General features: G+C 72.5%; 16 protein-coding genes. 10 read left to right on the plus strand and 6 right to left on the minus strand.

The genetic code is table 11. The features are described 5' to 3' along the window. The first annotated feature begins 316 nt into the window (after nucleotides 1-316). Nucleotides 317-2,158 carry an asparagine synthase (glutamine-hydrolyzing) gene (asnB, locus tag ACE4Q9_RS30380; protein WP_397987719.1) on the plus strand — a complete coding sequence of 614 codons (1,842 nt, stop codon included), beginning with the start codon at nucleotides 317-319 and terminating at the stop codon, nucleotides 2,156-2,158. A 49-nt stretch (nucleotides 2,159-2,207) separates the two neighbouring features. Here asnB and ACE4Q9_RS30385 read toward each other — a convergent pair whose 3' ends face one another. Together ACE4Q9_RS30385 and ACE4Q9_RS30390 are read right to left on the minus strand one after the other, a co-directional pair. After that, on the minus strand, nucleotides 2,208-2,912 hold the full coding sequence (locus tag ACE4Q9_RS30385) for a DUF4232 domain-containing protein (protein ID WP_397987720.1): 705 nt from the start codon (nucleotides 2,910-2,912) through the stop codon (nucleotides 2,208-2,210). A gap of 51 nt (nucleotides 2,913-2,963) precedes the next feature. Beyond that, nucleotides 2,964-4,586: an alpha/beta hydrolase gene (locus ACE4Q9_RS30390; RefSeq protein WP_397987721.1), complete on the minus strand. Its 1,623-nt coding sequence runs from the start codon at nucleotides 4,584-4,586 to the stop codon at nucleotides 2,964-2,966. 297 nt (nucleotides 4,587-4,883) lie between these two features. On the opposite strand from ACE4Q9_RS30390, the gene ACE4Q9_RS30395 reads away from it, so the two are divergent. The 3 genes from ACE4Q9_RS30395 (at nucleotide 4,884) to ACE4Q9_RS30405 (ending at nucleotide 7,451) form a co-directional block, all read left to right on the plus strand. Further along, a complete protein-coding gene (locus tag ACE4Q9_RS30395; protein WP_397987722.1) occupies nucleotides 4,884-5,531 on the plus strand; it encodes a chaplin in 648 nt (215 codons plus the stop codon). 223 nt (nucleotides 5,532-5,754) lie between these two features. Continuing rightward, nucleotides 5,755-6,609, plus strand: a complete 855-nt coding sequence (locus tag ACE4Q9_RS30400) for a GNAT family N-acetyltransferase (protein WP_397987723.1) — start codon at nucleotides 5,755-5,757, stop codon at nucleotides 6,607-6,609. 50 nt (nucleotides 6,610-6,659) lie between these two features. Further along, a complete protein-coding gene (locus tag ACE4Q9_RS30405; protein WP_397987724.1) occupies nucleotides 6,660-7,451 on the plus strand; it encodes a GNAT family N-acetyltransferase in 792 nt (263 codons plus the stop codon). A gap of 7 nt (nucleotides 7,452-7,458) precedes the next feature. Here ACE4Q9_RS30405 and ACE4Q9_RS30410 read toward each other — a convergent pair whose 3' ends face one another. Continuing rightward, nucleotides 7,459-7,722, minus strand: a complete 264-nt coding sequence (locus ACE4Q9_RS30410; RefSeq protein WP_397987725.1) for a GlsB/YeaQ/YmgE family stress response membrane protein — start codon at nucleotides 7,720-7,722, stop codon at nucleotides 7,459-7,461. Between the two features lie 222 nt (nucleotides 7,723-7,944). Here ACE4Q9_RS30410 and ACE4Q9_RS30415 point away from each other — a divergent pair, with 222 nt between their 5' ends. Further along, a complete protein-coding gene (locus ACE4Q9_RS30415) occupies nucleotides 7,945-9,414 on the plus strand; it encodes a hydrolase (protein WP_397987726.1) in 1,470 nt (489 codons plus the stop codon). 51 nt (nucleotides 9,415-9,465) lie between these two features. Here ACE4Q9_RS30415 and ACE4Q9_RS30420 read toward each other — a convergent pair whose 3' ends face one another. Then, nucleotides 9,466-12,207, minus strand: a complete 2,742-nt coding sequence (locus ACE4Q9_RS30420; protein ID WP_397987727.1) for a glycosyl hydrolase 2 galactose-binding domain-containing protein — start codon at nucleotides 12,205-12,207, stop codon at nucleotides 9,466-9,468. Between the two features lie 176 nt (nucleotides 12,208-12,383). On the opposite strand from ACE4Q9_RS30420, the gene ACE4Q9_RS30425 reads away from it, so the two are divergent. Together ACE4Q9_RS30425 and ACE4Q9_RS30430 are read left to right on the plus strand one after the other, a co-directional pair. Then, a complete protein-coding gene (locus tag ACE4Q9_RS30425) occupies nucleotides 12,384-13,826 on the plus strand; it encodes an APC family permease (protein WP_397987728.1) in 1,443 nt (480 codons plus the stop codon). A 78-nt stretch (nucleotides 13,827-13,904) separates the two neighbouring features. Then, nucleotides 13,905-14,453: a GNAT family N-acetyltransferase gene (locus ACE4Q9_RS30430; RefSeq protein ID WP_397987729.1), complete on the plus strand. Its 549-nt coding sequence runs from the start codon at nucleotides 13,905-13,907 to the stop codon at nucleotides 14,451-14,453. Nucleotides 14,454-14,615: 162 nt separating this feature from the next. Here ACE4Q9_RS30430 and ACE4Q9_RS30435 read toward each other — a convergent pair whose 3' ends face one another. Continuing rightward, nucleotides 14,616-15,062: an SPW repeat protein gene (locus ACE4Q9_RS30435; RefSeq protein ID WP_397987730.1), complete on the minus strand. Its 447-nt coding sequence runs from the start codon at nucleotides 15,060-15,062 to the stop codon at nucleotides 14,616-14,618. A gap of 271 nt (nucleotides 15,063-15,333) precedes the next feature. On the opposite strand from ACE4Q9_RS30435, the gene ACE4Q9_RS30440 reads away from it, so the two are divergent. The 3 genes from ACE4Q9_RS30440 to ACE4Q9_RS30450 all read left to right on the plus strand — a co-directional run bounded on the left by ACE4Q9_RS30440 (nucleotide 15,334) and on the right by ACE4Q9_RS30450 (nucleotide 18,323). Further along, complete coding sequence (locus tag ACE4Q9_RS30440; RefSeq protein ID WP_397987731.1) at nucleotides 15,334-15,711, plus strand: BlaI/MecI/CopY family transcriptional regulator; 378 nt, start codon at nucleotides 15,334-15,336, stop codon at nucleotides 15,709-15,711. Nucleotides 15,712-15,727: 16 nt separating this feature from the next. After that, nucleotides 15,728-16,654: a M48 family metalloprotease gene (locus tag ACE4Q9_RS30445; protein ID WP_397987732.1), complete on the plus strand. Its 927-nt coding sequence runs from the start codon at nucleotides 15,728-15,730 to the stop codon at nucleotides 16,652-16,654. Nucleotides 16,655-17,252: 598 nt separating this feature from the next. Next, on the plus strand, nucleotides 17,253-18,323 hold the full coding sequence (locus ACE4Q9_RS30450) for an adenosine deaminase (protein WP_397987733.1): 1,071 nt from the start codon (nucleotides 17,253-17,255) through the stop codon (nucleotides 18,321-18,323). Here the strand turns inward: ACE4Q9_RS30450 and ACE4Q9_RS30455 are convergent. Continuing rightward, a complete protein-coding gene (locus ACE4Q9_RS30455) occupies nucleotides 18,305-18,820 on the minus strand; it encodes a DinB family protein (RefSeq protein ID WP_397987734.1) in 516 nt (171 codons plus the stop codon). The genes ACE4Q9_RS30450 and ACE4Q9_RS30455 overlap by 19 nt on opposite strands. Nucleotides 18,821-18,845: the final 25 nt, after the last annotated feature.

The following is an 18,845-nucleotide window of genomic DNA, read 5'->3' on the forward strand; positions in this document are numbered from 1 at the left end:
GCCGGAGCGCTGGGCGCTTCCTCACCGCGGGCCCGGACGGCGCCCGCCGCTTGGGGAACTTTTTGCCCGTGGCCGATTCCCGGTACCTGCGGCGCTCCACTGCCGCGATTCGCGGACCTCGCGCAGGCAAAACGCGGCCGAAATCATCGGGTGGGAGGTTGCGTCCGTGTTACGTCCGCGTTGACCGGTACCGGACGCTGACGGACGCTCGTCATATAGGTGCTCGATACAACTGGTTCGCCGGTCGGCACCGCGGCCCCCGCGAAAGCACAGCTGGACGCGGTACCGGCGGTCGGCCGGAGGCAGGAGGCAGCGCATGTGCGGCATCACCGGATGGGTTTCCTTCGATCGTGACCTGAGCGCCGAGGCCACCACATTGCATGCGATGACCGAGACGATGGCCTGCCGCGGCCCGGACGACCGCGGCACCTGGACCGAGGGACCCGCCGCCCTGGGCCACCGCCGGCTCGCCATCATCGACCTGCCCGGCGGACGCCAGCCGATGACCCTGGAGACCCCCGAGGGCACCGTCGCGCTGGTCTACTCCGGGGAGACCTACAACTTCACCGAGCTGCGCCGCGAACTGACCGACCGCGGCCACCGGTTCACCACCGACTCGGACACCGAGGTGGTCCTGCACGCCTACGTCGAATGGGGCGACGCGCTCGCCGAACGCCTCAACGGGATGTACGCCTTCGCCGTCTGGGACGGCCGCCGCGACAAGCTCGTGATGATCCGAGACCGCATGGGCATCAAGCCCTTCTACTACTACCGCACGCCCGACGGCGTCCTGTTCGGCTCCGAGCCCAAGGCGATCCTCGCCAACCCGCTGGCCCGCCGCCGGGTCACCCTCGACGGCCTGCGCGAACTGCTCGTGATGATCAAGACCCCCGGACACGCCATCTGGGACGGCATGCGCGAGGTGGAGCCCGGCACCGTCGTCACCGTGGACCGCTCCGGCCTGTCCACCCGCGTCTACTGGCGCCTGGAGACCCGCCCGCACGAGGACGACCGCGACACCACCATCGCCACCGTGCGCACCCTGCTGGACGACATCGTGCGCCGCCAGCTCGTCGCCGACGTGCCCCGCTGCACCCTGCTCTCCGGCGGCCTCGACTCCTCCGCCATGACCGCGCTCGCCGCCCGGCAACTCGCCGAGCAGGGCGAGACGGTGCGCTCCTTCTCCGTCGACTTCGTCGGCCAGACCGAGAACTTCGTCGCCGACGAACTGCGCGGCACCCCCGACACCCCCTTCGTGCACGACGTCGCCCGGCTCGCCGGCACCGAGCACCAGGACATCGTGCTCGACGCCCAGTCCCTCGCGGACCCCGCCGTGCGCGAGCGGGTCATCCGGGCCCGCGACCTGCCGGCCGGCTTCGGCGACATGGACGCCTCGCTGCTGCTCCTCTTCCGCGCCATCCGGCAGAAGTCCACGGTGGCCCTGTCCGGCGAGTCCGCCGACGAGGTCTTCGGCGGCTACCTCCAGTTCTTCGACGAGGACGCCCGCCGCGCCGACACCTTCCCCTGGCTGGTGCGCTTCGGCCGCCACTTCGGCGACGACTCCGACGTGCTGCGCACCGACCTGGTCAAGAACCTCGACCTGGACAGGTACATAGCCGACGGCTACCGCACGGCCGTCGCGGACATCGAACGGCTCGCCGGGGAGAGCGACTTCGAGTTCCGCATGCGCCAGATCTGCCACCTGCACCTGACCCGGTTCGTGCGCATCCTGCTCGACCGCAAGGACCGGATGAGCATGGCCACCGGCCTGGAGGTGCGGGTGCCGTTCTGCGACCACCGCCTGGTCGAGTACGTGTTCAACGCCCCCTGGGCCCTGAAGTCCTTCGACGGCCGGGAAAAGAGCCTGCTGCGCGAGGCGGCCAAGGACGTCCTGCCGCAGAGCGTGTACGACAGGGTCAAGAGCCCCTACCCGTCCACCCAGGACCCGCGCTACGCCCGCGCCCTCCAGGAACAGGCCAAGGACCTGCTCGCCCGGCCCTCGCACCGTGTCTTCGACCTGGTGGACCGGGACCGCGTACGGCAGGCCGCCGAACGCGAGGACCCGGTGACCGACCAGGCGGCCCGGCGCGGCCTGGAACGCACCCTGGACCTCGCGCAGTGGCTGGACCTGTACACGCCGGAACTCGTCCTCGGCTGAGAGCGGCCTGGCGAGCCGTTGTCAGCCGTCACCCGTCAGCCATCGGGTGTCAGCCGGGGCTGGGGCTGGCGGGGCTCGCCGGCGCGGGGCTCGTCGGGCTCGGGCTCGTCGGGCTCGGACTCGGGCTCGTCGGCGCCGGGCTCGGCGTCGGCGTCGTCCTGGTCGGGGTCGGGCTGGGAGCCGGTGTCGTCTTCGCCGGGGCCGGCTTCGGGGTGGGCCGGGTCGCCGCGCCGAGCCCCAGGTCCCGGTCCGCGGCCCTCGACGAGGGCTGCCAGGCCGTCGTCACCGGCTCCCACACCGGCACCCGTGCGCCGGTGCCGAGCCGGGCGGGCGTGAAGACGCGGCCCCAGCGGCCCGCCCAGTCGCCGACGGTGACCGACGCGGCCCGGCGGGCCTGCGGATCCGCCGGGCGCACGATGGTGCGCACATCGGCGTGGACGGTCGCGCCCGGCGCGAGCCGCAGCCGGCCCGCGCCGTTCCCGGCCACCGGCAGCGCGGCCCCGTCCAGACCGCCGAAGGTCACCAGCGGCACCCGGTCGATGGCGCAGGCGCGTCCGCTGTGGTTGGTGACGCTGACCCGCACCACCGTGGGCCGGTGCGGCACGGTGGCCGCCCGCAGCGTCAGCTCCCCCTGGACGCAGGGTGCCACCCGCGGCGGGGCCTGGGTGGCGGCCGCTCCCGGCGGCGCGGTCAGCAGCAGGGCCGTCACGGCGGCAGAGGCGGCGGGTACGGCGATGGCGGCGCGCTTGCGCATGATGGTGTCCCTCCGGTCGCGGTCACGGACGCCGGTCGGCGGCCGGTGCCTTCAACGGTCGATGCGGTTCGGGAAGACGCTCCACTCCCTCCCGTCCGCCGGGCAGGAGCTGCCGTAGGCGGGCAGGGAACCGTGGAGCAGGAAGTCGTCCACCGTGCGGTGCACGCACACGGAGGAGCCGTAGCCGGTGTGCCCGTCGCCCTTGTTGTCGAGGACGACCGCGGCCGGACCGAGCCGCTGCGCGGTCCGGACCGCCCACGGGTACGGCGTCGCGGGATCCCCGCGGGTGCCGACCAGCAGCATCCGCGGGGTGTCGACGTCCTTCACGCGGGTGCGGATGAAATCGGTGCCCCTGGGGCGGCCGTAGCACATCAGCACCTGGGTGAGCCGGTAGCGGCCGAAGACGGGGGAGGCCTCGTCGTACGCGGCCCGCAGCCGCTTCAGGTCCGCGGTGATCCGGGCGGCGGAGGGCCGGTCGGGGTCGTCCGCGCAGTTGATCGCCAGCAGGGCGGCCTGGAGGTTGTCGGCCGGCACGTCCTGCGGGTCGACCAGCCCGGCGTGCCCGGTCGCCGGGCGGTCCAGGACCGGGCCGGCACCGCCGCCGGCGAAGCCCATGACGCCTCGGGGATCGCCGTCCCGCGTCAGCGAGCCCAGCGCCCGCTCCAGCGAGGGCCACAGGTCCCGGCTGTAGAGGGCCTGCACGATGGCGGCGACCAGGTCCTGCCCGGAGAACGGGTCCCCGCCGTCCGTCGTGACCGGCCGCCGGTCCAGCGAGCGCACCAGCGAGACCACCGCGTCGCCCGCCGCGCGCCGGTCCCGCCCGAACGGGCAGCCGGCGTCCCTCGTACACCAGTCCAGGAAGTCCTCCAGCGCGGTCTGCTGCCCGCGCGCGCCGTCGATGCCCTGCTCGGCGAGCGACTCGGTCAGGGTGTCCACGCCGTCCAGCGCCATCCGCCCCACGTGGTGCGGGAACTGCGCCGCGTACACCGCGCCGAGCCGCGTCCCGTAGGAGAACCCGAGGTAGTTGAGCTTCCGCTCGCCCAGGGCCTGGCGGATCACGTCCAGATCCCGGGCGGCGTCCACGGTCCCTATGTGCGCCAGTACGTCCCCGGAGTTGCGCGCGCACGCGTCGGCGCTCAGCCGCAACTGCCGCAGCAGCGCCAGCGGATGGCCGAGGTCGGCGTCCGCGCCGGTGACGGCCGCGGCCTGGCCGCTGTCGTCGCCGCAGCTGACGGGGGAGGAACGGCCCACCCCGCGCGGATCGAAGGTGACCACGTCATAGCCGCTGGTCAGTCCGAGGAACTGCGTGCCGTCGTACGCCAGTTCGTTCACGCCCGCGCCGCCGGGGCCGCCGAAGTTCAGCAGCACCGAGTGATGGGAGCCGCCGGTGGCGCGGTAGCGGGCCAGCGCGAGTTCGAGCGTCCCGGTGCCGGGCCGGGCGTAGTCGAGCGGGACCGTCACCTTCCCGCACTGCATCCGCCGCGGCATGCCCGGACCCGCGCAGGTGCCCCAGGTCACCTTCTGCCGGTAGAACCGGGACAGCTCGGGGCTTCCCGCCGCGGCGGGAAGTGAGGCCGCGGGCGCGGGCAGGGCGGGGCCGAGCAGCGCCAGGGCGAGGACTCCGGTACCCGCGCAGCGCCGCACCGCGGACCGCGTGCACAGCTTGGCCAGCATCGATCGCCTCCCGGGGCGCCCGCAGCGGACCGGGACGGCGCCCTTTCGCTCACCATAAGTGGGCCCCGTTCGGCCCGCCTCCGGGCGAGCGGAACGCCACCGGGTGCCGTATGCTCCGCGCCCGATTAGTGATCATTGATCGGCCTTACAAGCGGTTTATCGGCCATGCCGCTCGATGGGGTGAAAGCCCGCTGAGCCATAACTCGGGCGGTTCACCCGCGTTTTACCGGGTGCGGGTGACTGCCCGCGAACTTGTCTGGAAGGCAGGAACCAATGAGACGGGCTACCCGAAACGGCGTGATCGCCGCCGTCGCCGCCTCCGGCGCGATGGCCATGGCGTGGCCGGTGTCCGCCGCGTTCGCGGCCGACGGCGCGAGTGCCGACGGCGTCGCGGCCGGCTCGCCCGGACTGATCTCCGGCAACGGCATCCAGCTGCCGGTGGACGTCCCGGTGAACGTGTGCGGCAACACGGTCGACGTGGTGGGGCTGCTCAACCCGGCCATGGGCAACACGTGCGCGAACGAGACCGGTGGCGGCAAGGCCGGATCGGCCACCTCCGGCGGGGCCGCGGCCCACGGCGCCGCCCACCACTCCGCGGGAGTGATCTCCGGCAACGGGATCCAGCTCCCCGTCGACCTGCCGGTGAACATCAGCGGCAACAGCGTCAATGTGGTGGGGCTGCTCAACCCGGCCATGGGCAACACCTCCGTCAACGGCGGCGGCGAGACCCCGAGCCACCCGGTGGCGCCCACCCCGCAGCCCCCGGCCCCCGCCAAGACCCACCCGGCCGCGCCGCACACCCCGCGGCCCGCGCCGGAACCGGTGGCCGCCTCACTGGCCCACACCGGTACGGACCTGACCGCCCCCGCGGCGGCCGGCAGCGCGGCGCTGCTGCTCACGGGCACCATCCTGTACCGCCGCTTCCGCCCGAGCCGCACCCGCTGAGCCACCCCGTCCCAGGCCTCCACCGGCCACCGGGCCCCCACCGTCCAGCACCCGACCGGACGCCGGCCCGGTGGAGCCTCGCGACGCCCCCCTACGCCGACCGCCCGTCTCCGGTGCCGGTCGGCTGATCACCCCATGGTGCGGAGGCCGTTGATCCGCGAGGATGCTGCGGACAAGGGCCGTCCGGTACGGCGGCCGGCCCCCGACGCGATGGAGCGCACCGATGACTTCTCCCGCCCCCCACGACCTCGTCGTCACCCGCGCCGATCTCGCCGACTGGCCGGTGATCAGCGGGTGGGCGGCGGCGGAGGGCTGGAACCCCGGACTCGCCGACGGGCCCGCGTTCTTCGCCCAGGACCCCGAGGGCTTCTTCCTCGGCCGGATCGACGGGGAACCGGTCTCGGCCGTCTCCGTCGTCAACTACGGCGCCGACTTCGCCTTCCTCGGCTGCTACCTCGTCCGCCCCGACCTGCGCGGCCGCGGCCACGGCCTGACCACCTGGAAGACCGCCCTGGCGCACGCGGGCACCCGCACCATCGGCCTCGACGGAGTCGTCGCCCAGCAGGACAACTACCGCCAGTCCGGCTTCGAACTCGCCTACCGCACGATCCGGTTCACCGGCACCGCCCCCGCGACCGGCACCCCCGAGGGGGTCCGCCCGGCCGGGCCCGCCGACCTCGCCGCGATCACCGCCTACGACAGCGCCTGCCACCCCGCGGACCGCCCCCGCTTCCTCGCCGCGTGGCTCTCCGCGCCGGGCCACCACACCGTCGTACGCCACCACGAAGGACGCCTCACCGGGTACGGCGTGATCCGTCCCGGCCGCGACAGCCTGCGCGTCGGACCGCTGTTCGCGGACACCGCCGACGACGCCCGCGCCCTGTTCGCCGCGCTGGCCACCGAAGCCGCCGGACGCGAACTCGCCATCGACGTACCCGAACCCAACACCACCGGCACCGCCCTCGCCGAGGCCGCCGGACTGGCCTCCTCCTTCGAGACGGCCCGCATGTACACCGGCCCGGTTCGCCCCCATGCCCAGGACCGCGTGTTCGGCGTGACCACCCTCGAACTGGGCTGACCGGGAAATCGCGTTGCCGCGCCCCCTCCGGCGTGATCGGCTGGGCCGCCATGGACGAGAACGAGATCCTCGCGCTGTACGACCGTCTCCTGCGCGAACACGCCCTCCCCGACGGCCCGGGCGCCCGCGTCGTACGCGTCGGGCAGGTGGTGCGGCAACACGCGGACGCCGACGGCTGGAACGGCGTGCTCTGGACCGGCCTCGACGCGGCGGGCACGGACGCGGACGCGGTGATCCAGGAGCAGATCGCCGCCTTCACGACTCACGGCCATGACTTCGAGTGGAAGCTCTACAGCCACGACCGGCCCGCCGACCTCGGCGCCCGGCTCACCGCGGCCGGGTTCCGGGCCGAGCCGGCCGAGACGCTGATGATCGGCGAGATCGACCGGCTCGACCTGGACGCCCGACTCCCCGACGGGGTACGGCTGCTGGAAGTCCTGGACGAGGCGGGCGTCGACCTCTTCACCGAGGTGCACGAGAAGGCGTTCGGCACCGACGGCACCCGGATGCGCCGTCGGCTCCTCGATCAACTAGCCGCCGATCCCGGGGCGTTGGTCGCCGTCGTCGCCATGGCCGGGACGGAGAGCATCAGCGCCGCCCGGATGGAACTGGTGCCCGGCACCCCGTTCGCCGGCCTGTGGGGCGGCGGCACCGCCGAAGCCTGGCGGGGCCGGGGCCTGTACCGCGCCCTCGTCGCCCACCGCGCCCGGATCGCCGCCGCCCGCGGCTGCCGCTACCTCCAGGTCGACGCCTCGCCCATGAGCCGACCCATCCTGGCACGCCTCGGCTTCCTCCCGCTGAGCATCACGACCCCCTACCTCTATGACATCGAGGGGAATTGACGGCACGTCAACGACGTGCCCTCGCCCGATCGAGTGCACTGATCCCCACCGCCGCCAGGGCGATCTGGATGAGCCACTCGATCCAGTCCGGCCCCCTGGTGTGCGCGACCCCGATCCCCGCGGCGATCGCGGAACCGACCAGTGCGGCCACGATGCCGACGACGATGGTCCACAGCACCCCGATATGCTGCCGCCCCGGCACGACCAGCCGGCCCAGCACACCGATGATCAGGCCGATGACGATCGCGCTGATGATGCCCGAAATCTCCATCTCCACCCCTCCATGCGGCGGGAAACCCCTCCTTGGTGAAGGTGCCCGCTGCGCGCGCGGACAGTCCGGGCCGCTTTATTGCCGGGACTTTCTGTTCACCGGCACTTCATGCCATGTACCTTTCAAGCCATCGACGCGTGTAGAACCCTCAAGCGGGTTCTACGCGCGCAGACTTGGCGCCGCAACTCCCTCTCCCCACACCCCACAACGGAGGTTCGCCGGATGCTCGGATCCAGGAGATCCCGACGCAGAGTCACCACCGCACTCGCCGGTCTCGGCCTGCTCCTGACCGGAGCCGCCGTCCAGGTCGGTGCGAGCGCCCCCGCCCGTGCGGCGACCACGCACCGGGTGCTGTTCGACAACGCCCACGCCGAGACGGCCGGCAACGCCGACTGGGTGATCTCCACCAGTCAGCCCGACCCGCTCGGCCAGAACGCCGACCCGCAGTCCGAGACCGACTGGACCGGCGCGCTCTCCTCGTGGGGCGTGGCGCTCCAGAAGACCGGCGACTACAGCCTGAAGACGCTGCCCTCGGGCCAGAGCCTGACGTACGGCGGTTCGTCCGCGCAGGACCTGTCCCACTTCGACACGCTGGTCCTGCCTGAGCCCAACACGCTGTTCACGTCCGCCGAGAAGACGGCGATCATGAACTTCGTGAAGAACGGCGGCGGTCTGTTCATGATCTCCGACCACACCGGCGCCGACCGCAACAACGACGGCAGCGACGCGGTCGAGATCCTCAACGACCTGATGACGAACAACGGCGTGGACAACACCGACCCGTTCGGCTTCTCCATCGACTCGCTCGACATCAGCTCCGGCTACCCGGCCGCGATCAGCGACAGCACCGACCCGGTGCTGAACGGCTCCTTCGGCAAGGTCACCAAGAGCCTGTTCGCCGACGGTACGACCGCCACCCTCAAGCCCGCCGACAACTCCTCGGTCAAGGGCCTGGTCTACCGCAGCGGATACTCGGGCAACACCGGTGCCTTCTTCCTGACCAGCACCTTCGGCGCCGGCCGCGTCGCCTTCTGGGGCGACAGCTCCCCGATCGACGACGGCACCGGCAGCCCCGGCAACACCCTCTACGACGGCTGGAACGACAGTGGCGCCACCAACGCGGCGCTCGCCCTGAACGCCACCGCGTGGCTCGCCGGTGACGGCGGCACCAGCGGCGGCGGTGGCGGTGGCACGGGCGGTGGCGGCGGCACCGGCACCTGCACCGCGGGCCAGCTGCTCGGCAACAACGGCTTCGAGTCGGGCAACACGACCTGGAACGCGTCCAGCAAGGTCATCACCAACGCCACGGGCGAGTCGCCCCACTCGGGCTCGTACTACGCCTGGCTCGACGGCTACGGCACCGCGACCACCGACACGCTCTCCCAGCCGGTGGCCATCCCGGCGGGCTGCACCTCGGCCAAGCTGAGCTTCTACCTGCACATCGACACGGCCGAGACCTCGACCAGCACCGCCTACGACACCCTCAAGGTGCAGGTGCTGAACAGCTCCGGCACGGTGCTGGGCACCCTGGCGACGTACTCGAACCTGAACGCCGCCTCCGGCTACACCCAGCGCAGCTTCGACCTCAGCGGCTACGCGGGGCAGAACGTCACCCTCCAGTTCACCGGAACCGAGGGCGCCAAGTACCAGACCTCGTTCGTCGTGGACGACACCGCGCTCAATGTGAGCTGAGCGCCCGCGCACGCGAGGGGGGTGGGTCCGGCGGGGCCCACCCCCCCCTCGTCATGCCGCCGGTACGGTCCGCTCCGGGGTGTTCCACCCGGAGACGCGCACCCGGGGCGCCGTGCCGTGCAGATCGGCCGTCCGGTAGACGGCGGTCAGCGTCACCGACTCGCCTGGCCACAGCCCGACCTCGTTGTCCGACCAGCGCACCGGCAGCACCGGCGCCCCGCGCCCGTCGACCAGGTGCACGTCCGTCAGCAGCGAGGGCGTCCGTCCGGCCGTGGTGTTGCGCAGGGTCACGGTCGTGGTCGAGGTGCCCCCGGCGGACCGGGTGGTGGCCGTCGCCGCCACCGGGACCCGCGCCATCGAGGCCAGCCCGGTGAGGTCGGCGTAGCCGGTCGTCGGCGTGTACCACCAGGTGGTGCCCTGCCAGTCGAGCGTGTCCTGCTTGCCGGAGAGCCAGTACACGTTCCGGCTCACCTCCCGGCCCTCCGCGTCGGTGAGCACCAGCCGCAGCAGGTACGTCCGGGAGAGTCCGGGGACCTTTTCCGGCAGAGTCAGCGCGGTCGCGTGCGCGCCGTCTCCGGCCACCGAAAGACCGGTCGCCGTGCCGTCGTACCGCAGGGTGCCGTCCGGGTCGAAGAGGGTGGCGCGCGCGGTGAGCCCCCGCCGCGGCGTGTGCCGGTTGTTGACCACCGACACCGAGCGGTCGTCGTAGCCGTACTGGATGTGCAGCGGCTCGTTGGCCTTCTTCGCGCCGAAGTACGCGCCGCCCTGATCGAGGTATCGGTCCGTCAACTGCCAGTGCAGGGAGGTCCAGCCGCTGTTGAACATCCAGTGGATCACCCCGGTGGCGGGCCCGTCGGCGTCCGTCGCGTTGCGGCCGTACGCCTCGAACTGGGCCCGCACGTTCTCGTACTGGGCCAGCTGCGCCTTGTGGACGTAGTCGGCGAGGCCGGTGGGGGGGCCGTACCGGCCGGCGAGCGCGGCGTCGTAGAGCGAGAGGGTGCCGAAGGTGGCGGACGGCGAGCGGTGGTACTGCTTGGCGTCGGGCTCCTGCCAGAGGCTGTCCAGTTCGGCCGGGGTGAGCATCCGGCGCAGGGTGTCCAGGGTGGGGATGCTCGGGCCCGCGCTGGTCTCGGAGTTGAAGCCGGTGGCCCCGCCCTCGCGCTTGGCGTACCAGTAGCCGGGCGGTACCCAGTCGTAGGGGCCGGTCATCTTCATGCCCGAACGGCCCAGCCGGGGTGAGGACTTGTCGGAGGCGGCGGAGACCACCGGGAGGTTCCAGTCGGCGGCCCGCAGCGCGTCCAGGTAGTTCTTCTCGATCGTCGCGTCGGGTGCGAAATCGCTGCCGATCAGGAAGGAGATCACGCTCGGGTGGTCCCGCAGCCGGGCGGCCTCGGCGGCCATGGACGCCTTCGCCACCGGATAGTCGGCCGGGGTCCACTGCTCCCCGTTCTCCGTGCCGTTGACCTGCCCCTCCCACTTGGTGCAGCACTCCCAGCCCGGCAGCGTGAGCACACCGTAGCGGTCGGCGAGGGCGAAGAACTCGTCCGGCTCCAAGTGGCCTTCCAGACGCAAGGTGTTCAGGCCGAGATCGACGGCGTACCGCAGCCGGTCCTCGGCGTAGGCGCGGTCCCAGCGCAGGAACTCGTCCGGCGACCAGCCGCCGCCCTTGATCAGCAGCGGGCGGCCGTTGATCCGGTACTGGCGGGCCCCCGCCGCGTTCAGCGGCGCCCGCACGTCCCGGATGCCGAAGGACTCGTGCGCGGTGTCCGAGGCGGTGCCCGACACGCGCGCGGTCAGATCGAGGCCGTACAGCGGCTGCCCGCCCATCCCGGCCGGCCACCACACCTTCGGCGCGGTCAGGCGCAGTGCGGGTACGCCGGCGGGGGAGAAGGCGACGGTCCGCGTCTCGTGGGCGGCGAGCCGGACCGTCCTGCCGAAGCGCGCCGGGCCGGCGGTGCCGGTGATCTCCGCGGTGACCGGCGCGCCGGAGTCGTTGCGCACCCGTGCCCTGACCGTGAGGTCGGCGGTGGCGAGGGACGGCACGGCCAGCTTCGTGACGACGTGCGCGTCGCGCAGCGCGACCGGGCCGCTCCGGCGCACCAGGACGTCCCGGACGATGCCCATGTTCCGGTCAGGCGGCGGCTGGAGCCAGTCCAGCCAGCCGATGGTCAGGTCTTTGGCCGGGTCGTTGGGCCGGACGCGGAAGGCGACCGTGTTGACGCCGGGCCGCACCAGGGCGGTGACGTCCAACTCGTGGTGGGTGTAGGCGCCGGTCACGTCCCGTGCGACGGCCACCTGACGGCCGTTGAGGTAGACGTCGGCGGCGGAGACGACCCCGCTGAAGTCGAGCAGGGTGCGCCGCGCGGTGTCGGCGACGGTGAAGTCCGAGCGGTACCACCAGGGCACCTCGAAGTCGGCCTTCGGGATCTTCGCCAGGTTGGTGGAGCGGAACGGGTCGTCGTACACCCCGGCGGCGAGCAGCGCGGCCAGCACCGTGGAGCGCGGGCCCGCCGGGTACCAGCCGCGCGTCGCGTAGCCGGGGGAGGAGACGGCCGCCGGGGAGTCGTCCACCTTCGACGTGGACTGGACGGCGAACCCGGCGAGCGGGGTGGCGCTTCCGGCGGCGGAGGACACGCGGGTGATCCGGGTGGGCGCCTTCAGGTCCGCGACCGGCCGCAGCGGCGGTTCGGGGGTGTGCGGGTGGGCCCAGGCGCCGGTGGCGAGGTAGCCCAGCAGGGCGAGGAGTCCGGTGGCCGTGGCGAGCCGATGGCCGGGGGCGGGGCGTGGGAACACAGACGCTCTCCAGGCTCGTAAAGTTAGGAAACTTTACTAACCGGGCTTAAGCTAGGTCGCCGTCCCAGGGCTGTCAACGACCGTGGCCACAGCACCCGCTGAATATCCGTCAACCGCCTTCCCCCCGGCGCGCGGATACCCGTAGGGTCCCCTCCCCGACGCCTCCAGGAGTCCCCATGTCCGGTAGCCCGCCGCCTCCGGGCGGCTTCGTCCGCCGGGTCGGACTGTTCCAGGCCACGGCCATCAACATGAGCCAGATGTGCGGCATCGGACCGTTCGTCACCATCCCGCTGATGGTCGCCGCGTTCGGCGGCCCCCAGGCGGTCGTCGGGTTCGTCGCGGGCGCGGTGCTGGCGCTGTGCGACGGGCTGGTCTGGGCCGAGCTGGGCGCCGCGCTGCCCGGCTCCGGCGGCAGTTACGTCTATCTGCGCGAGGCCTTCCGCCACCGCACCGGCAGCCTGCTGCCGTTCCTGTTCGTGTGGACGGCGATGCTGTTCGTGCCGCTGATCATGTCCACGGGCGTGGTCGGCTTCGTCCAGTACCTCGGCTACCTCGCCCCCGGCCTCGGCGGCCCGGCCGGCGACCTGACCGGCCTCGGCGTCATCGCCCTGGTGGTGCTCCTGCTGTGGCGCGGCATCGAGCACATCGCGCGGATCACGGCCGTGATGTGGACGGTGATGATGGCCTCAGTGGTCCTGGTGATCGCCGCCGCCGCGACGGACTTCAGCCCGCACCTGGCCTTCAGCTACCCGGCGGACGCCTTCGACCTGACCGGCGGGCACTTCTGGACCGGGTTCGCCGCGGGCCTGACCATCGGCGTGTACGACTACCTCGGGTACAACACCACCGCCTACATGGGCGCCGAGATCAAGGACCCCGGCCGCGTCCTGCCGCGCTCCATCGTCTACTCGATCCTCGGCGTCATGGCGATCTACCTGCTGCTCCAGATCGGCACGCTCGGCGTGGTCGACTGGCACCGCATGAGCGACCCGGACGACATCGCGTCCACCTCGGTGGCCTCCGCCGTCCTGGAGCGGACCTGGGGCAGGGGCGCCGCCGACACGGTCACCGTGCTCATCCTGATCACCGCCTTCGCCTCCGTCTTCACCGGCCTGCTGGGCGGTTCGCGGGTGCCGTACGACGCGGCGCGCGACCGGGTCTTCTTCCGGCCGTACGCCAGGCTGCATCCCCGGCACCGCTTCCCGACGCTGGGCCTGGCGACCATGGGCGTGATCACCGCGGCCGGCTTCCTGATCGGCCGGCACACCGATCTGGCGACCCTGATCCAGCTGCTCACCACCGTGATGGTGCTGGTGCAGGCGCTGGCCCAGATCGTGGCCCTGACGGTGCTGCGCGCCCGGCGCCCGGAGCTGCGCCGCCCGTACCGCATGTGGCTCTACCCGCTGCCGTCCCTCGTGGCCTTCACCGGCTGGTGCGTGATCTACGCCTGCGCCGACCACAACTCCCCGCGCCGCCACCCGATCGAATGGTCCCTGGCCTGGCTGGCCCTCGGCTGCGCGGCCTTCCTGCTCTGGGCGCGTCGGGAGAGGGTCTGGCCGTTCGGGGCGAAGGAGAGCGGCGCGGAACGCCCGGCCGGGCGGGACGCCGAGACAGTGTGAGCCTCAAAGGTCTATGATCCGACCAGCGTGACGAGCCTCCCCGGCCCGGACGAGAGTCCGCCGGGGAGGCTTTCGTTCATGACCGACGACATGACCGACAACATGACCGACAGCGTGAACGAGACTCTGACCGCGGACGTCCGGGTCCGCCCCGCGACCAGCGCCGACCGGCCCGCCGTCGAGCGGCTGTGGCTGATGTTCCGTCATGACATGTCCGAGTTCCAGGGCGGCTTGCCCGCGGCCGACGGCACGTTCCGCAGCGAGCGGGTGGAGTCCGCGTTCACCGGCGACGGGTGGGCGCCGTACCTGCTGACCTGCGGTGACCGTCTCGCCGGATTCGCCTTCGTACGGGGGCTCGATGGGCCGGTGCGGGTGCTGAACAGCTTCTTCGTGGTGCGGGGCGCCCGGCGCGCGGGGATCGGGCTGAGGGCCGTACGGGAGGTGCTGCACCGGCATCCGGGGTGCTGGGAGGTCGCCTTTCAGCGGGACAACGCGGGTGGGGCGGCCTTCTGGCGGCGGGTCGCGGAGGAGGTCGCGCCGGGCGAGTGGAGCTGTGCGGAGCGGGCGGTGCCGGGGCGGCCGTCGCTGCCGGCGGACCTGTGGCTGAGCTTCACCGTGCGGGGCTGAGAGGGGTCCCGGTTTTGGCCGGGAGGGCACGGGAGCGTGGGGGAGGGCCGGTTCGCTGGGCGCACCGGCCCTCCGTCCTTCTTCCTTCCGTGTTCTGCTTCCCTTTCTCCTTCTCGACGATCCGCTCCTTCCTCGCGCGTTCTCGTCGTGCTTCCTTCCCCGCTAGGGCCTGGGCGTGCTCTTCGTGGCCTTCGCCGATGTCGCGGCGCAGACGATTCCGAGGAGGAGGGCCAGTGCGCCGATGACGACGTTATTGATGATCACACCGGCGTCCGGGGCGCTGCCCACGATCCACGGAGCGATGATCATCCAGACGCCCAACGCGCACATCGCCCAACTGAGGCCGTACATCCGCTCGGGGGCCCTGGTGAATCCCAGCGCCAGCAGCCCGATCGCGATGCCCATGATCAGGTTGTGGGTCATGAGCGCCGGCTGGCCGGCGGAGTAGTGCACGATCCAGGGCGACGCCGCGCAGTACAGACCGAGCAGGAACACCGGCCCGTCCACGAGCGCGACATCACGACCGCCGAGCATGCGGGCGTAGCGTTCCCGCATTTCGGGGACATCGGGGTGGGTCGATATGTCACCCCTGTGCGACACGTTGGCCATGACTTTCGTCTCCTTCGAATGCGCAGGCCAGACCGCTTGTGGGAGCGGTGTTCGAGGAGCACCGCACTACCCATTTTGCGCTTGTTCGCGGTGTATGTGTAGCGGTGGGGCGGGTTGTCATGTATGGGGTGTCGCAAGGGTTGGTACAACTCTGTGCCGGTCGTGGCCGACGGTTCCTGCGTACGACGGGCATGGCCGGGTCGCGCGGTCGTATGACTACCATCGTGTAGACGGTCCGCACGCGGACGAGGAGGAGGGTGAGGACGTTTCCATGACCGACGGCAAGGACGAGCGCCGGCCGGCCGGTGGACTAGAGGCGAGCGTCATGGCCGCGCTCTGGGCCGCCGACGGGCCCCTGACCCCCGGACAGGTCCAGTCGGGCCTGGGCGCGGACCTGGCGCGCACCACGGTGACGACGATCCTCAGCCGCCTGCACGACAAGGGCGTCGTCGAGCGGCAGCGCAAGGGGCGCGGCTTCGTGTACTTCCCGGTCCAGGAGGTCCAGGACGCCCACGGCCTCACCGCCCGCCGGATGCACAGCGAGCTGGACCGGGACAGCGATCGCGAGACCGTGCTCGCCCGCTTCGTCGCCCAGCTCAACCCGGACGACGAGCGCATCCTGCGGGACCTCCTCGAATCCGACGGCTGATGAGAGCCCCCGTCCGATGACCGCCCTGCTCCTGCTGCCCCTGCTGCTGCCCTGCGCCCTGCCCCCGCTGGCCCGGCGCGCCCTCGCCCTGCTGGCCCCGGCCGCCGCGCTGTGGGCCGTCACGGGCTGCGCGGTGGTCCTCGCCGGCTGCTCGCTCGCCGCGCTCGGCGCCTTCGTGCTGATCGGGCTGCTGCGGCTGCCCCTGTTCGCCGCGTTCGGCGAGTTCATCCACCCGCTGCACACCGCCCCCGCCCTGATCGTGGTGCCGGCCGCCGCCATCTCGGTCGGCGTGCTCGCCGTCTGCTGCTGGACCCTCGTGCGCTCGGTGCTGCGCCAGGGCCGGGCCTTCCGGCTCGCCCGCACGGAGGCCGGGCGCCGGCCCGCCGCCGGTGACCTGTGCGTGGTGGACTCGCCCCGCCCCGACGCCTACGCGCTGCCCGGCCGCCCGCACCGCATCGTCGTCACCACCGCGATGCTGCGCAGCCTGGACGGGCCCGAGCGCGAGGCGCTGTTCGCCCACGAGCGGGCGCACAACGAGGGCGGACACCACTACTTCCTCGCCGCCGCCGAACTCGCCGCGCACTGCCACCCTGCGCTGCGGCCGGTCCGTACGACCGTCCGGCTCGCCGCCGAGCGGGCCGCCGATGAGGCCGCGGCCGTGCGGGTGGGGGACCGGCGGCTGACCGCACGGGCCATCGCCCGCGCCGCCCTCGCCGGGCACGCCACCGCCACCGCGCGGCCCGACTTCGTGGCCGGGGCGGCCACGGGGCCGGTTCCGCAGCGGGTGCAGGCCCTCCTGGACACGCCCGCCAGGGCCCGCGCGGGCCGGGCCGTCGCCGCGCTGCTCATCGCCTGCACCGCCCTGTCCGGCGCGGCCGCCGCGGCCGGGCTGGCGGACTTCCACCACCGGGTGGAGGTGGCTCAGGGCGAGGAAGCGCCCTGAGCCCGCGGCGGCGAGGGGGGTGTTGCCTCGGTCGGAAGCGTCCGGGCACGCGGTGCGCTGAGGCGGCCTCGGGCGAGGGTGTCCGGGGAGGGGAGGCGGTGCCCTGAGGCGGCCTCGGGGCGAGGGTGCCCAGGGGAGGAGGCAGTGCCCTGAGGCGGCCTTGGGGCGCGGACGCGGGCATCCTGACGCGAGCCGCCCTGACATCGGCCCGCCTCGTACGGCACGCCTGCGCGGCCCCAAAGGCTCCCCCCGGACACGTCCCCGGAGGCAACGCGACCGCAGCCCCCGCCCCGATACGACACGCCCCGCCGCCCCGGCACGAAGCCCCGTGCCTCCCGCCGCCCCGCCACGAGGCGCTGTGACGCCCGTCGCCCCGCCACGAAGCGCCGCAGCAACCCGCCTCGTCACCCCGCGCGTCCCCCTGACCGCCCTTCCCCAGACACCCTTCTGACCATCCGCGGACGCACGTAGACAACTCCTCGGCAACGCGCGTAGACAAGGATCCGGTTTTACGTATAACCTCACCGGCTAACTACTCCCGTCGGCACCGTCGGCCGCCTGATCGACCCCGGTACAACCTGCTGAGGAACGCCCTGCCATGACCGCCCCCCGCATCGACACCGACACCCTCCGCCGCCTCCCCAAGGCCGTGCTGCACGACCACCTCGACGGCGGTCTGCGCCCCGCAACCCTCGTGGAGCTGGCCGCCGAGGTCGGGCACCGGCTGCCCACCACGGACCCGGACGAGCTGGCCGCCTGGTACGTCGAGGCCGCCAACTCCGGTGACCTGGTGCGCTACATCGCCACCTTCGAGCACACCCTCGCCGTGATGCAGACCCGCGAGGGCCTGCTGCGCACCGCCGAGGAGTACGTCCTGGACCTGGCCGCCGACGGTGTGGTCTACGGCGAGGTGCGCTACGCCCCCGAGCTGAACACCCGCGGCGGGCTGAGCCTTGCCGAGGTCGTGGAGGCGGTGCAGGAGGGGCTGGCCGCCGGCATGGCGAAGGCCGCCGCCGCGGGCACCCCGGTGCGTGTCGGCACCCTGCTGTGCGGCATGCGGATGTTCGACCGCGTCGCCGAGGCCGCCGACCTCGCCGTGGCCTACCGGGACGCCGGGGTCGTCGGCTTCGACATCGCCGGCGCCGAGGACGGTTTTCCGCCCGCCGACCACCTCGCCGCCTTCGAGCACCTGCGCCGTGAGAGCGTGCCCTTCACCATCCACGCCGGCGAGGCGTACGGGCTCCCCAGCATCCACCAGGCCGTCCAGGTGTGCGGCGCCCAGCGCATCGGGCACGGCGTGCGGCTGACCGAGGACATCGTGGACGGCAAGCTCGGCCGGCTCGCCTCCTGGGTGCGCGACCGCCGTATCGCCCTGGAGATGTGCCCCACCTCCAACCTCCAGACCGGCTGCGCCACCTCGATCGCCGAGCACCCGATCACCGCGATGAAGGACCTCGGCTTCCGGGTCACCCTGAACACCGACAACCGTCTGGTGTCGGGCACCACGATGACCCGTGAGATGGCGCTGCTGGTCGAGGAGGCCGGCTGGGGCGTCGAGGACCTGCGGACGGTCACGGTGAACGCGGTCAAGAGCGCGTTCATCCCGTTCGACGAGCGCAAGGCCCTCATCGAGGACGTGATCCTGCCCGGCTACTCCGCCGCGCTCTGAACCAGCCCCTTGAGGTAGGCGGCCTGTCCGATGTGCTGGAGATCGTCGGACAGGACGCTCACCAGGCGCACGCCCAGCGTGACCGGCGGGTCCCAGCGCTCGTCCACCACGCCTTCGAGGTCCTTGGCGGCCAGTGAGCGCAGCGCGCCCAGCGTCTGCTCGTGCGCCGCGTCGTAGTACCCGGTCAGCAGGTCGGCGCTCGCCACCCGCACCTTGGCGACCTTGGCCGGGGTGTGCCCGTAGCCGGTGTCGCCGCGCGGCAGATCGAGGCCGAACCGCTTCTCCCAGCCGTCGGAGAGCCACACCTGGTCGAGGCCGAAGGCGTCGGCGATGTGGTCGTCCTGCACCCGCGTGAGATGCCAGACCAGCCAGGCGATGGTGTTGGCACCGGGCGCCGGACGGTGGTGCAGCTCGTCCGGTCCGAGGCCGTCGAGGGTGTCGTGGACTTCTTCCTGGATGCGGCCGTAGCCGTCGATGAGGATGTCCTTGGCATGCATACCGTCCACCATCACAGACGCACGG

The sequence above is a fragment of the Streptomyces sp. AM6-12 genome, from assembly GCF_044327085.1.
GTDB lineage: Bacteria > Actinomycetota > Actinomycetes > Streptomycetales > Streptomycetaceae > Streptomyces.